The organism is Methylotenera sp. (assembly GCF_030684185.1).
Lineage (GTDB): Bacteria > Pseudomonadota > Gammaproteobacteria > Burkholderiales > Methylophilaceae > Methylotenera.
Map to the genome: position 1 here is coordinate 194,307 of NZ_JAUXOY010000027.1, position 13,231 is coordinate 207,537.

Consider the following 13,231-nt stretch of genomic DNA (forward strand, 5'->3'; position numbering starts at 1 on the left):
GAATAAAGCCCGCTAGTCGGGCTTTATTTATTAGCCAGCGCCATTAACTGTTCAGACGATATTTGCTTGTGATGTAAAGAAGTGGCGATTAAAGCGCCATGTATACCCATTTCTTTGAGAGTCGTTAAATCATCCATATTCCTAACGCCCCCTGCAGCATACACATTAATACTTTTTGCGCGGCCAATAGTTTTTCTTAATAAATCTGCATTAATGCCCAAGTTTGTACCAACATTGCCTAGCGACATTACAATCACATCTTTTGGCCAGTATTCAATGTTAGCGAGTAATTCGGCTGGTCCTTGATAACCGAGCGGCATAAAGTCCAGTGATAATATAAAGTTTTCATCATGATGCCTGAGTGAGCAATAGTTGCCGATATGTGCAAAACTCTCGCTGCCTATCACTAGGCGAATATTAAGCTTTTGCCAAATACTCAAGTCGGTATTGTTGCTAATGCCAGCATCTAACCATAGTGTTAGTTGAGGGTAGCTTTGGACGATAGCTTCAATCACTTTAAAATTTGTATGATAACCATCTTCAGATTTTTGAATGGCATTCAAATCGGCAATATATAATTGGGTAAATGGATAAAGGGCTAGCAGTGCGGCTACTATAGCTAATGGTTCGCTCGATTCGGTAAGCTGGGATTGTATGGGCTTGTAAAGTTGCCGTTGCCCTTTTTTTGCATGTACGACTTCACCATTTAATAAATCGATAACGGGTATAATTTTCATAATGGCGACACCACTAAAACTGTTTGTATGCGAGTTTATCACTGGTGGCGGTTTAAGGGATGAGATAAGTGTTGCGCCATTGCCTGAATCGTTAGTGAAAGAAGGCACGCTAATGCGTGACGCTTTATTACGCGACTTAAGTGAGCTTGAGCAGTATCGGCTGATTACCATGCACGATGCGCAACTGTCCCCATCAGCCTATGCCAGCAAAAGCTTCCCAGTCAATATCGGTAATTTCAAACAAGTGTTTAAGAAAGTGCTTAAGCAAGCGGATTTAGTTTGGCTTATTGCACCAGAAACTGATGGTATGCTGCTTGAGCTAACAGAACTTTGTTTGGCTGCCGAAGAAAAAGAAGATGGCACTATTTTTTTGGGTTGTGGCTACGATTCAACCTTAGTTGGCACTAGTAAGTCTTTGAGTTTCGAAGCCTTGCAAGAAGCAAACATTCATACTTTGCCTGTATATTCTGGCGAAGATTTAATGCAACAAGACTATTTCAATGAGATGTTGCAATTAAATGTGAAGCAATGGCTTGCTAAACCTGAAGACGGTGCGGGCTGTGATGGTATACGATTGTTTGATTCTCTGCATGATTTAAGAAGCTGGCTGGAACAAGAAGATCATTACCTGCATTACTTTGCACAACCTTTTCAGCAGGGTACTTCGGCGAGTTTTTCGATGATTTGCCGTGATGGCAAAGGCTGGTTGTTGAGCTGTAATCAGCAACATATTGAATGTGATGGTAGTCAATTTAGGCTAACTGGCATCAGCGTAAGTGCTATGCATACTTATTGGCAGCGCTTTGATACACTCGCAAGAAAAATCGCTAAAATGATGCCAGATGCGTTAGGCTATGTAGGTGTGGATGTGATTATTGATACGGAGAATGACCAGATATTTGTGATAGATATCAACCCGCGCTTAACCAGTAGTTATGCAGGTTTGCGTGAGTCAATAGGGCATAATCCTGCGCAAAGTATTCTGGAGTGCATATTAGAGCCACATTTTAAAATACCTGCTTTGCAAAGAAATATTGTCGAGATTAAATTTTGAATAAATCATCTATTATTGGCTGGGATATTGGCGGTGCACATCTAAAGGCTGTGCTGGTTGACGTTACAGGTAAGGTACTTGCAGCGAGCCAGGTATATTGTCCATTGTGGCGTGGTTTGCATGAATTAGATTTGGCTGTAGATAAAGTGCTTAGTGATTTTAACGCCGATAAGCATGTTGTGACGATGACAGGGGAACTCGCTGATATTTTCCAAAATCGTCATGCGGGCGTGATGCAACTTGCACAGTTTTTACAAAAAAAACTAGCTGGGCAGGTTAAATATTATGCAGGTAAACAAGGTTTCGTTGCTCCTAATGAAGTCGAAATTAACACAGCTAACATTGCCTCAATGAACTGGCTGGCTAGCGTGCAATATCTTGCACAGAATGTGCAGCGTGCTTTGTTTTTGGATATTGGCAGCACCACTACTGATATTGCTTTAATTCATGATGGCAAGGCGCAAGTACTGGGGTTTAATGATGCGATACGTATGCAAAGTGATGAATTGGTATACACGGGTGTTGTGCGTACACCCTTGATGGCTTTGGCACAAAAAATACCGTTCGCAGGGCAGCTTGTCAATGTGGCTGCAGAGCATTTTGCCACGACTGCTGATGTTTACATGCTGACAGGTGATTTACCCTTGGCTGATAATATAGCGGATACTGCTGATGGTGCAGAGAAGACTATAGAAGCCAGTGCGCGGCGTATAGCAAGGATGATAGGTTGTGATGCCAAAGGTGCGACAATCTCATCTTGGAAGAATTTAGCCTATGCGTTTAAATATGCGCAAATGAATCAGATAAAACAAGCCATGTTACGTCAAATATCCTTGTTGGAAGATTGTCTTGACCTGAGCATTGTGGGTGCGGGGGCAGGAAGTTTCTTGGCGCATGAATTAGCGAATCAACTTGGCTTTCAGTACGAACCTGTTTCAAACTTTATTATTGCGGACAAGCTTAACGTCAATAATGATGAAACAATCAACATGGCAGCACTATGTTTTTCTTCCTATGCAGTAGCCAGTTTGGGAAATCAATGTTAAAGCACGAACTTAATTATCATCCAGACAGTTCGCGCTTGTTTGCTCAGATTGCGCATCAACCATGGGCAGTATTTTTGGACAGTGGTCGACCAGAAAGTGAATACGGTCGCTACGATATCATTGTGGTTGAGCCGTTCATTACGATCTGTACCACCGGGGAGGGTGCTAATACACAATCTGAAATTACTCAGAATGGGCAAGTCACCGTCAGCCTTGAAGACCCATTTGCAATTCTCAATAAGTTATTGGCACCCTACAAAGCACCACAAAGCGTTTACCCGTTTTGTGGTGGTGCAGTGGGCTATTTTGCTTATGATTTAGGTCGCCAAATTGAGCATTTACCGGATATTTCTTTAAAAAATAATACGATACCGCACATGATGGTGGGTATTTATGATTGGGCAGTAGTGGTAGATCATCGTGAGAAAATCGCTTGTTTGGTATCTCATGGTTTTCAGCAATCCACCCATGATGACTGGGCTAATTTGTGTGCTATGTTTGATACGCCTAAAAATACACCTGAGTCTCAGTTTGAGTTAGCAAGTCCTATCTTAAGCAATATGAGTTTTAGCCAGTATACAAAAGCCTTTAATGCAATAAAGCGCTACATTACAGAAGGCGATTGTTATCAAGTCAATCTTGCGCAGCGTTTTTCGGCTCAAGTTCGTGGTAGTGGCTGGGTGGCTTACAACAAGCTTAGAGAAGTTAGCCCGGCACCTTTTATGGCATACATGAACTTTGGTACTTTGCAGGTGCTTTCTGGCTCACCAGAGAGATTTTTACAAATAGTCGGCAATCATGTCGAGACTCGCCCAATTAAGGGCACTAGGCCTAGATCAGATGACGTAGTCGTAGATGAGCAGTTTGCAGAGGATTTGCAAGCGAGCCTGAAAGACAGATCTGAAAATTTGATGATAGTTGATTTACTACGTAACGATATTAGTAAAAACTGCGAAATCGGTTCAGTAAAAGCGGATAAATTATTTATTTTGCAAAGCTTTGCCAATGTGCATCATTTGGTAAGCATCGTTACTGGGGTGTTGCAAAAGACTAAAACTGCGATTGATTTATTACGTGGATGCTTTCCTGGAGGCTCAATTACTGGCGCGCCCAAGTTGAGAGCCATGCAAATTATTGAAGAACTTGAACCGCATAGGCGTGGTGTGTATTGTGGTGCCATTGGATATATTGGATTTGACGGCAACATGGATACCAATATAGCCATTCGTACAGCTGTTTTTGTTGCTAAGAATAAAAATGAGGGTGAAATTAGTTTTTATGCTGGTGGCGGCATCGTTGCGGACTCAGTGCTGGAAAAAGAGTATGCTGAAACATTGGATAAAGCATCAAGTATGTTAAAAACCATGCAGTTTTTTACGCGTGCCGATTAAGTTTTTTGTAAAAACGATAACAAAATCATGCTTAATCAATAAGTTTTATCAAAGTGTTTTATAAAAGTGTTTTATCAAAGTGTAATTAATTTAGGTTTAACCTTAATCTGATACTTTGAAATATAGGTATCGGTGGATGACAAAATGTGGATAGTAAAAATAGGTGGTAGTTTGCTTGGTTCACCTGAGCTGGTGAAGTGGTTGGAAATTTTAGTAAAATTCAGTGACGGTAAAATAATTATTGTGCCAGGTGGAGGTTTGTTTGCTAACTCAGTACGCGAGGCGCAGAAAGTTTCAAATGTAAGTGATGCTGTAGCCCATCAACTTGCTTTATTAGCAATGGACCAGTATGGAATAATGTTAGCAGGTATGAACTCTGCGCTAGTTACTGCGAGTAGTGAGCTTGAGATTGCCGAGCGTGGGTGGCAGCATCGCGGTATTGTCTGGCTGCCAAGTAAAATGGCTTTGGCAGACAGTAGCATTCCAAATAACTGGCATGTTACTTCTGATAGTTTAAGTGCTTGGCTGGCGAATAAGCTAGGAGCGGAACAACTGATATTAGTAAAGTCTAAGCCACTGATAACATATCAGACAGAAGCTCCAAGCAAGCTGCAAAATTTGGTTGATGATGAATTGATTGACAGACAATTCATCAATTTTATCCAAAGTGAAACATCGCAGAACAGCTATCAGGCTTGGGTATTGAACAAAGCGGATTATACTATTTTCGAGCAAGGATTTAGTTTGCAGAAACTTAAGGAAACTGGCTTGCTCATTAACTCTGCAGTTACATAAAAGGCGAACTTATGGCATCTAGTAGCGTTTATACCAACCAAGCTGTTGAAGATAAATTAAAGACTGAGTTACCACATTGGTATTTAGAAAATGGCTGGATACGCCGTAAATATAAAACCAGCGGTTGGAAAGCCACACTTATGGTGGTGAATACAGTAGGGCATTTGGCCGAGGCGGCATGGCATCATCCAGATTTGACCGTGTCGTATGCGTTTGTGATTGTAAAGTTATGTACGCATGATGCAAAAAGTATTACAGATAAAGATTTTCAATTGGCGGCTAAAATTGAGGCGGTTATTGGTTGGCAACCCGCGTTGGAAGGCGGCGCATTAACTGGAACTCCCAACGATGATGTGCGGTTTAAGTACATTAAATATGACTAGCTACTGATTATTTTTAGCTTACTTTTTTAGTGGGTGCCGCTATCTTATAGCATTAGTTTTGAATGTCTTTTTCAAACCGCCCGAAGTGCAACATAATCGTAGGCAGAATAAGCAGATTAAGTATGGTGGAAGTGATTAAACCACCCACAATGATGGTGGCCATTGGTCCTTCAATTTCACGCCCAGGCTGACCGCTAGCTATTGCGAGCGGCAATAAGCCAAGTGATGTGACTAAAGCTGTCATTAAAATGGATGGTAGTCGTTCAGAGGCGCCGCGAATACAAGTTTCTAAACCCCAAATGCAATTTTCTTCATCCACCAGATGTTGGTAATGCGACACCATCATAATGGAGTTGCGTAGGGTGATGCCAAATAACGTTACAAACCCGACCAGCGAGCCAATCGATATCCAGCCACCTGTTGCCATAATGGCGAGTACCCCACCAAATAACGCAAAAGGCAGGTTTGCAAATGTGAGCAATAAGTTACGCAGGCGACCAAAAGCGATATAGAGCATCAGGAACACAGTGACACCTGCCAAAAGTGATTGTAAGATTAACGCCTCTCTTGATTTTGCATTGGCTTCCGCTGCACCAGTAAATTCTAAATATGCACCTTGCGATAATACAACGTCATTTTTTAATGTATTTTTAAGTTCGTCGGTAAATGATTCAATGTCTCGTCCACTTACATTTGCAGTGACGGTCTGAATGCGTTTTGCACCTGCATGGAGTATTTTAGAGCGTCCATTTTCCTGCGCAATATCAGCAACATCACGTAACCGCAGTAATTTTCCTTCAGGGTTAAACAATGGCAAACTGCCTGCCTCTTGCACATCATCGCGGGCTTCCAAATCAAGCAACACGCTGACACCAATCACGCGGTTTCCCTCATATACTTGCGTGATTGGTACGCCTTCGTGGGCTGCGCGAATGTTATCTAAAACGTCGGTTGGCTGTAAGCCTAATTGCGCCATTTTTTCTGGGCGTAGTCGTATCACCAGTTGAGGCGTTCCTGGCGGAGATTGAACTAATACATCTTTAGCGCCTTTGATACCTTTTACTACACTTGCGATTGCGTTGGCATCGCGGTCTAGCGCGTCTAAATCCTGACCGTAGATATTAATGACAGTTGATGCGGCGTAGCCGGAAATGGTTTCTTCTATACGTTCGGTTAAAAAGGTATTGATGGCAAAATTTACCCCAATAAATCCAGCCTCAGCTATACCATCACCATCATCATCAATTTCTTCACCAGCTAACTCTTCTCGAATTCTGTTGAGGATGCGGCGTTGTTCTTCGCCTGAAACTGCACCTACTTCGATTTCAAATTCACTATAATGGGTACCAAATGAGTCTGCGCCATTGGGCGCGCGCCCAACCCATTGCACTACCGATTTAACCCCTTTAATGTTACGAATGAGAGCAGAAACTCTTTTACCAATCCGCAATGACTCTTGCTCAGAAGTCCCTGGCACAGCGGTCATGTGCATGATGTAATGACCTTCATATAAAGCTGGGATGAACTGGCTTTTGAATAGGGGCAGGGTGCCCAGGCCGATAGCAATCACCAGAAAACTGGCCGCAATAATAAATTTATATTGTTTTTCAATACGGTGTAGCACTTTAATGTACCATTTTTTGATGATACGAATCATCGGTGGATCTTCTGATTCCAGTTTAGCGTTACCTAAAAGCAGATAACAAAGGGCCGGGGTGAGGGTGAGCGCAACCACTAATGAGGCGAGGATAGCGGCAATATAAGCAAAGCCTAGTGGCGCAAATAATTTACCGGCTACGCCACCTAGCGTGAGTAGTGGCAGAAATACCAATGCCACAATAATGGTGGCATAGACTACTGAGCTACGTACTTCCATTGATGCATTAAACACTACACGATGCGTAGGTATGGGTTGCGATAACAAACGATTTTCACGTAGCCGTCTGAAAATATTTTCAGTATCAATAATGGCATCATCAACTACTTCACCGAGAGCAATCGCTAAACCTCCCAGCACCATGATGTTAAGTCCGATATTGAAATAACTCATCACCACGATGGCTGTGAGTAATGAAAGCGGAATTGCCGTTGCGGAAATAAATGCAGTACGTACGTTGAATAAGAACAAAAACAGGATGGCGATGACTAACACGGAGCCAATTAAGATGTCTGTACGTACCCCTTGAATGGCGACTTCGATAAAATTTGCAGGTCTAAACAGGCCTTCATGCAAGGTCACATTTTCTGCAGTTAAGCTAGGTTTTAGTTCTTGCAGTGCGCGCTCAATTGCAAGTGTCACGCCATGTGTATTGGCACCTAATTGACCTTGTACAGAAAGGTAAACCCCGGTTTCTTCGTTAATCGCAGCTGCGCTGATAGATGGTGCGGCACCTTCAACGACTTTACCTATGTCACCTAGCCGTATCGTTTGCCCGTTTTTGTGCAGCAATGTGACTTGCGCTAGTTTTTCAGGTGAAGTGGCTTGACCTTCAGTATTGATGACAATGCGCTGATTTTTATTTTCAATGTAGCCATTGCCGCGTACCCCGGTCGCTTTTTTTACTGCATCTTCAATTTGGATAAGTGAGATGCCGTATCGAATCATTTTTTCAGGGTCGGCCTGTACCTGAAACTGCCGTACTTTTCCGCCGAACACATTTACGTCTGCCACACCTGGAATCGCCAATAAATGCGGCACAATGACCCAATCTACTAGCGTACGAACTTCCGTCAAGCTGCGTGTTTTTGAGGTTAAACCAACCCCGAGCACTGTGCTGGCAGAAGAAGTTAGCGGCGTAATATTGGGTGTGATGCCTTGTGGCAGCTTATTATTAAGCGTTGCCAAGCGCTCTGCTATGACTTGCCGATTACGATAAATGTCGGTACTTTCATCAAAAATGATAGTAACGATAGATAAACCAGGGATTGATTGCGAACGCATGCTTTCAATCCCCACCGTACCTGCAATACTAGTTTCTATAGATTGTGTGACGATACTCTCTACTAGTTCAGCAGAAAGCCCTGGAGACTCTGTTTGAATAATAATTTGTGTGGGGGAAAATTCAGGGAATACGTCTAAATTACTGCGGTTAAGCGTATATAAACCATATAACACCATAATCATGGCTAAGCCTATGATGACGCCACTAAAGCGAATAGAAAAACGGACTAAAGCCGATATCATGGCAATTTAATCCTCGTTCTCGTTAGTAATCTGTGATTTAAACTCTTCTGATAATAATAATTGAGCGCCGCTGGTTACAACTTCATCATTCTCTTTTAAATTACCTTGATAAAACCAGCCGGTCTCAACTTCAATATCGGTTTTAATGGGTAGTCTGCTAAATTGTTCTTCGCCAGTTTTGCGATAAACCCAAGGTTTTCCTGCATACCAGATAATTGCATCATTCGGCACGATCACTCCTGCCAAGCTTTTATTGGAGGTTGCGTTAATTGCGTTGATTTGCATACCAGCGCGTAATTCAGTTGAATTGGCACGGTAAAAATAAGTTTTACCTTGAATCGTGGCGTTGCTAAAAGGGGCGCGTGAAATGTAATAAGCACGAATCGTGTGTGATGGAGCCGCTGTTGGTGCAATCATAATGCTGCTCTTCTCAAGCGGTTCTGTTGCGTCAAAAGGCAGTGTAGTTTGTATCAACACTTCTTTACTGGTAATTAGGTTTTGCAATAATCCGCTGGTGGTTAGCTGGGTCGCCTGCTTTGTTAGCGATTCTCCCCATAGTTGACGCATGCTGTCAGCAAGATTTTTAGCGCTTGATTCAGCTGCTGCTATTTTGGCTTCATCTGCTCTGATGGTGCTTGCGGCTGCCGCAACAACTTTGTCCGATACATTTTTGTCATCTTGGTTGAGTGCTTGTAAGCGCGTATATTCATTTTTATTTTGCGCTAACGACGTACGTAAAATATCAATTTCAGATTTTGCAGCTAAATAACGCGTCCTGAGGTCGATTAAGCTATCTATGCTCATCACACTACCATAGGTGCTGATGTTGGCTTGGTGAGTGCTAGCTTTAAGTGGACTTGTTTGAATCTCGCTTTGAAGTTGCGTGGCTATGTTAACAGTAATTAGGGTAACGCCGTCCTTGTTGCTAACCCGATTTGGCGTTTCTATTTCTTCTTCTTGTGACTGATTTAAGACTTCAAACTCATCTTTGCCATAAAACACCAATAGCCAAAAAAGCATCACTATTAAAAATGCTTGTATGCCGATGATAATAGCGATTTTACGATTCATTTTATTTTTCCTGTCACGCACTTCTGGCGAAAAGCTTACTGTCTTAAAGACGCACTTTCTAGTTTTTCGTTAGTTAACTTTTCACTAGTTAAACTTTTACCAGTTAAATTCCCACTAGTTATTAAGGTGCTTATTGGCTGTTGCAAGGCGTTTTCCAATTGGTTGATTGCAGTATTAAGTTGAAACTCTGCTAGTGCTACATTCTTTTCAGCCGCAATATTCTCTAATTTAACAAATGCCGATTCAAGCCTATCAATCTCTCCAGCCACAAATTTTCGTTCGGTACGTTTAGTGTAGGTTTGTTGCTGGTTGAGTAAAGCTTGCTGATTTAGTAAAGCTTGCTGGGTTTGTGCTACCAAGCTGTTAGCAATATGAATGTCTGAGATTACTTTCATTTGCAATGCTTCAAATTGTGTAGCTTCTACTTCACGTAGTTGAGTTGCCTCCGTAATGGCTAGTTTATTTTTATTGAGTAGCGTCAGTAAGCTGGATATTCCTAATGACCACAGATTATCGCCGAATTCATAAGTGTAACCGGGGCTAATTACAAGATTCGGATATTGTTTAGCAATCTCTAATTTCAATTTGGTTTCAGCTGCAGCGTACCGTTCTAATGCGATACGAATATCAATCCTGTTAAGCAGGGCAGCAGTTTGCAGTTGTTGGTCTTGATTGTTTGGATGCATCATTTGTTTACCGTCACCGCTCGCCAATTGCATCGTCTCAACTTTCGCCAGAGGTAAACCTAAGTTTTTGGCTAGTGTTGATAGCAGCACTAATTTATTTTTCTGCTTGTTATTTTGTTCAGAAAGAATAGATTGCAATTGTAATTTCGCGGTACTTAATTCAACATTTGAAACCGCGCCCAAGCTCAAACGCTTTTCATAAATAGCCACTATTTCTTGGCGGCGTGCGACTTCGGACGCTAATAAGGTTAATTGTTTTTGATTAAATTGATATTCGGTCAGTGTTTGCGCAATATTCTGGCGTAATTTCCATGCGGTTTGAGCAATTTCAAGTTTCGCAGTTTGCGACAAATGCTGCGCATTTTCTATACGGATGTTGCGTTTGTTTGCTGTTTCAATTGGAATATCAATGCTCAACCCAAATGCAAATGGTTTTTTAGTTGGGTCAGAGTCATTGCTGTGCGCAATACTGCCATTTAAAGTCGGTAGAGTCTTTGCGGCAGCAGCAACTTCTGCTGACTGCACTGCGCGCCATTGTGCGCGGGCAACATCTAAACTTGGGTGAAAGAAAAGTGCGCAATAAGTCAGCTCATCCAAACCCCATTCTTTTATAGGTAAACGATCAGTCTTGTAGCCATTATTGACTAAAAATTGTTGAAATTGATCGCTGGAGGTGTCTTTGCTTTCAAACTTGACGGCATTCGCTATAGCGTTTATTGGCTGAGGGTTGTATTTTTGAAAGCTACAAGCTGTCAGGAATGAGGGCAAACAAACGGCTAAGGTGCTAATTGTAATTAGCTTTGAAATGGAACTTAATATCGATGGACAAGTGCGCATAATCAAAGCTGAAGAGTGAAGTTAAATTTTAATCTTGAAAATATAAAAAATGATTTTAATCAACAATTTCAGCGTGTACAGCAATTAATGCATCCTGTAATGTCTCCTCGTTTAACCCATTGATAGAAGTCGCTAATAAATCAGCGGCTTCTACGGTTGAAATAGGCAGGTCATGGCTATCCATCTCGGCGATTAGCCCTGCAGCTGCACCAGTGACCTTTAGTAAGGATTGACGCTCGCGCATTAAAAGTTCTAATTCAGCGCGTAGCATACTGATTTCGTTTTGATTGATATTGGTTTGCATGATGTTTTGATTTACCTAAATTTGTAAAAAAGATGGTTAGTTAATTTAGGTATCATTCTCGCACAATCACGGGCTTTTCTGCTAGAAAATCAGGCACAACTCCAGCTGTATATAGCTATTCAATAAAATATTCATATAATTTCTATTTTATATCTATTCTCAAAGGCGTTAGTTGATATACAATGTCGCCTTGTTTCGAGCGGCGTTGATTTTAGCCGTATCTACCTGCGAGAGTGGCGGAATTGGTAGACGCACTGGATTTAGGTTCCAGCGCTGTAAGGCGTGAGAGTTCGAGTCTCTCCTTTCGCACCAGAATATAAAAAAGGCTTCTCTTTCGGGAAGCCTTTTTTATTGCTAATCATCTATTTACGTTTACTCATTTCCAATTTAAATATCCGGCAATATGCTTAGTATTCAAAATATGCACGACCTAGGTGCAAAATTTACTTAAACGCCCCATTTTTAGGCGCTATTTTTTGTTGTATTTATAATGAATTGTTGCATATATGTTAATAATGGGTTGCGCCTCGTTGTCAATTCATTCAATATAATTCTCAAGGAATTAATCATTATTTAAATATTTTTTAACTTACATCAAGGGAATTATATGAACTCTTTAGTTTGGATTAAAAATCGTCATGTGGTTAGCGCATTATGTGCTGCACCAATTTTATTTAGCTGTGCTTATGCTTCTGCAGAAGCTGCTGCGCCAGCGGCTGTTGAGGCTGTAGCTGCTGCTCCAGCTGAACCGGCGCCACCATATACACTTAGTTTCAACCTTGGCCTTTATAGTAATTATATGTTCCGTGGTGTTGCTTTAAGCGATGGTCCAGCGTTACAAGGCGGTATTGATTGGGTGCATAGCAGTGGTTTTTATTTGGGCACATGGTTTTCAACTATTGACCCAGACTACGCTGTTGGCAATCATCAAGAAGTTGATCTTTACGGTGGTTATGCCTATACCTTTGAAAATGGACTTGGTGTAAATTTTATGGGTAATTACTATTGGTATCCAGAAAATAGAAAGGCAGATGGAAAATCAATCGACTCATTTGAAGTTTCTGCGGCCATCTCTTATAAATTACTTACCTATACTTACTATAATGTGCTGACTGATTATTATGGTGCTCGTGATAGTAAAAATGCGGATTATCATGAATTGAAAGTGAATCAAAAACTTCCTATTGGTGATTTGAATTTTATGGCAAAAGTTGGTTATCAAAATACGCGTAATCTGGCAGGTGATCAGGGTGACTATGCGATTGGTTTGAACCGTGACTTCTCTTTACCTGGAGCGGGTAAGCCAATAGAAGGTTTCAATGCTGGTGTTATTTTTACAGATACGTTTAATGTGGAAGATCAGGAATTTTACATATCATCAAGTGATAGGGATGTAAATGATAAAAAATTGACTTTTTACGTTAAACGCACTTGGTAATAGCATAAGAATCATTTTAAATTGTGAAAAAGGGCGCTTAGGCGCCCTTTTTTGCATATCAATCGGTGAAGTGTATGGATAGTTGTAAAGTGCTTGAAAAAACTCAAGTTTGGAATCGGAGAATTAACCATTATTGTCAGAAATAAAAAACTATCCGTGTCGTTTGTGAACAAAAGCCTAATATGCTATAGTTTCCCGCTTAAATAAAGCGAAGTAGTGAGCCTATAAAACCAGCGTTTTTGTGGCGAACAAAAAATTGCGCGAGTATTATTAAATCCTCGCTGTAACTGCCGTCAAATCATGGT

General features: G+C 41.3%; 11 protein-coding genes and 1 tRNA gene. 7 read left to right on the forward strand and 5 right to left on the reverse strand.

The genetic code is table 11. The annotated features are described in order from the left end of the window. Positions 1 to 23: 23 nt before the first annotated feature. Positions 24 to 737: a HisA/HisF-related TIM barrel protein gene (locus tag Q8J82_RS10885; protein WP_304889981.1), complete on the reverse strand. Its 714-nt coding sequence runs from the start codon at positions 735 to 737 to the stop codon at positions 24 to 26. A 1-nt stretch (position 738) separates the two neighbouring features. Between Q8J82_RS10885 and Q8J82_RS10890 the strand changes: the two genes are divergently transcribed. From Q8J82_RS10890 to Q8J82_RS10910, 5 genes are all read left to right on the forward strand, one after another. Continuing rightward, a complete protein-coding gene (locus Q8J82_RS10890; protein WP_304889980.1) occupies positions 739 to 1,791 on the forward strand; it encodes an ATP-grasp domain-containing protein in 1,053 nt (350 codons plus the stop codon). Further along, positions 1,788 to 2,837, forward strand: a complete 1,050-nt coding sequence (locus Q8J82_RS10895) for a hydantoinase/oxoprolinase family protein (protein ID WP_305252102.1) — start codon at positions 1,788 to 1,790, stop codon at positions 2,835 to 2,837. Before Q8J82_RS10890 ends, Q8J82_RS10895 begins: the two co-directional genes overlap by 4 nt. Beyond that, positions 2,831 to 4,228 (forward strand): aminodeoxychorismate synthase component I, encoded by a 1,398-nt coding sequence (pabB, locus tag Q8J82_RS10900; RefSeq protein ID WP_304889978.1) that lies wholly within the window; start codon positions 2,831 to 2,833, stop codon positions 4,226 to 4,228. Before Q8J82_RS10895 ends, pabB begins: the two co-directional genes overlap by 7 nt. Positions 4,229 to 4,372: 144 nt before the next feature. Continuing rightward, positions 4,373 to 5,023 (forward strand): uridylate kinase, encoded by a 651-nt coding sequence (locus Q8J82_RS10905; RefSeq protein WP_304889977.1) that lies wholly within the window; start codon positions 4,373 to 4,375, stop codon positions 5,021 to 5,023. An 11-nt stretch (positions 5,024 to 5,034) separates the two neighbouring features. Further along, positions 5,035 to 5,406 (forward strand): 4a-hydroxytetrahydrobiopterin dehydratase, encoded by a 372-nt coding sequence (locus Q8J82_RS10910; protein WP_304908322.1) that lies wholly within the window; start codon positions 5,035 to 5,037, stop codon positions 5,404 to 5,406. Between the two features lie 52 nt (positions 5,407 to 5,458). Here the strand turns inward: Q8J82_RS10910 and Q8J82_RS10915 are convergent, their stop codons facing one another. The 4 genes from Q8J82_RS10915 to Q8J82_RS10930 form a co-directional block, all read right to left on the reverse strand. Further along, positions 5,459 to 8,590 carry an efflux RND transporter permease subunit gene (locus tag Q8J82_RS10915; RefSeq protein ID WP_305252103.1) on the reverse strand — a complete coding sequence of 1,044 codons (3,132 nt, stop codon included), beginning with the start codon at positions 8,588 to 8,590 and terminating at the stop codon, positions 5,459 to 5,461. Positions 8,591 to 8,596: 6 nt separating this feature from the next. Further along, positions 8,597 to 9,661 carry a hypothetical protein gene (locus tag Q8J82_RS10920; RefSeq protein ID WP_304908320.1) on the reverse strand — a complete coding sequence of 355 codons (1,065 nt, stop codon included), beginning with the start codon at positions 9,659 to 9,661 and terminating at the stop codon, positions 8,597 to 8,599. 35 nt (positions 9,662 to 9,696) lie between these two features. Beyond that, positions 9,697 to 11,115, reverse strand: coding sequence for a TolC family protein (locus Q8J82_RS10925; RefSeq protein ID WP_304908319.1), 1,419 nt, complete (start codon positions 11,113 to 11,115; stop codon positions 9,697 to 9,699). Positions 11,116 to 11,239: 124 nt separating this feature from the next. Next, positions 11,240 to 11,488 carry a hypothetical protein gene (locus tag Q8J82_RS10930; protein ID WP_304908318.1) on the reverse strand — a complete coding sequence of 83 codons (249 nt, stop codon included), beginning with the start codon at positions 11,486 to 11,488 and terminating at the stop codon, positions 11,240 to 11,242. Between the two features lie 227 nt (positions 11,489 to 11,715). Between Q8J82_RS10930 and Q8J82_RS10935 the strand changes: the two genes are divergently transcribed. Next, a tRNA-Leu gene (locus Q8J82_RS10935) sits at positions 11,716 to 11,800 on the forward strand. A 295-nt stretch (positions 11,801 to 12,095) separates the two neighbouring features. Continuing rightward, positions 12,096 to 12,926 carry a TorF family putative porin gene (locus Q8J82_RS10940; RefSeq protein WP_305328302.1) on the forward strand — a complete coding sequence of 277 codons (831 nt, stop codon included), beginning with the start codon at positions 12,096 to 12,098 and terminating at the stop codon, positions 12,924 to 12,926. Positions 12,927 to 13,231 lie beyond the last annotated feature (305 nt).

Excerpts from the sequence above, each read along its gene's own strand:
- Q8J82_RS10905 (WP_304889977.1), top strand. The coding sequence starts at position 4,373 with ATGTGGATAGTAAAAATAGGTGGTAGTTTGCTTGGTTCACCTGAGCTG.
- Q8J82_RS10910 (WP_304908322.1), top strand. The coding sequence starts at position 5,035 with ATGGCATCTAGTAGCGTTTATACCAACCAAGCTGTTGAAGATAAATTA.
- Q8J82_RS10930 (WP_304908318.1), bottom strand. The coding sequence starts at position 11,488 with ATGCAAACCAATATCAATCAAAACGAAATCAGTATGCTACGCGCTGAA.
- Q8J82_RS10890 (WP_304889980.1), top strand. The coding sequence starts at position 739 with ATGGCGACACCACTAAAACTGTTTGTATGCGAGTTTATCACTGGTGGC.
- Q8J82_RS10885 (WP_304889981.1), bottom strand. The coding sequence starts at position 737 with ATGAAAATTATACCCGTTATCGATTTATTAAATGGTGAAGTCGTACAT.
- Q8J82_RS10940 (WP_305328302.1), top strand. The coding sequence starts at position 12,096 with ATGAACTCTTTAGTTTGGATTAAAAATCGTCATGTGGTTAGCGCATTA.
- Q8J82_RS10915 (WP_305252103.1), bottom strand. The coding sequence starts at position 8,590 with ATGATATCGGCTTTAGTCCGTTTTTCTATTCGCTTTAGTGGCGTCATC.
- pabB (WP_304889978.1), top strand. The coding sequence starts at position 2,831 with ATGTTAAAGCACGAACTTAATTATCATCCAGACAGTTCGCGCTTGTTT.
- Q8J82_RS10920 (WP_304908320.1), bottom strand. The coding sequence starts at position 9,661 with ATGAATCGTAAAATCGCTATTATCATCGGCATACAAGCATTTTTAATA.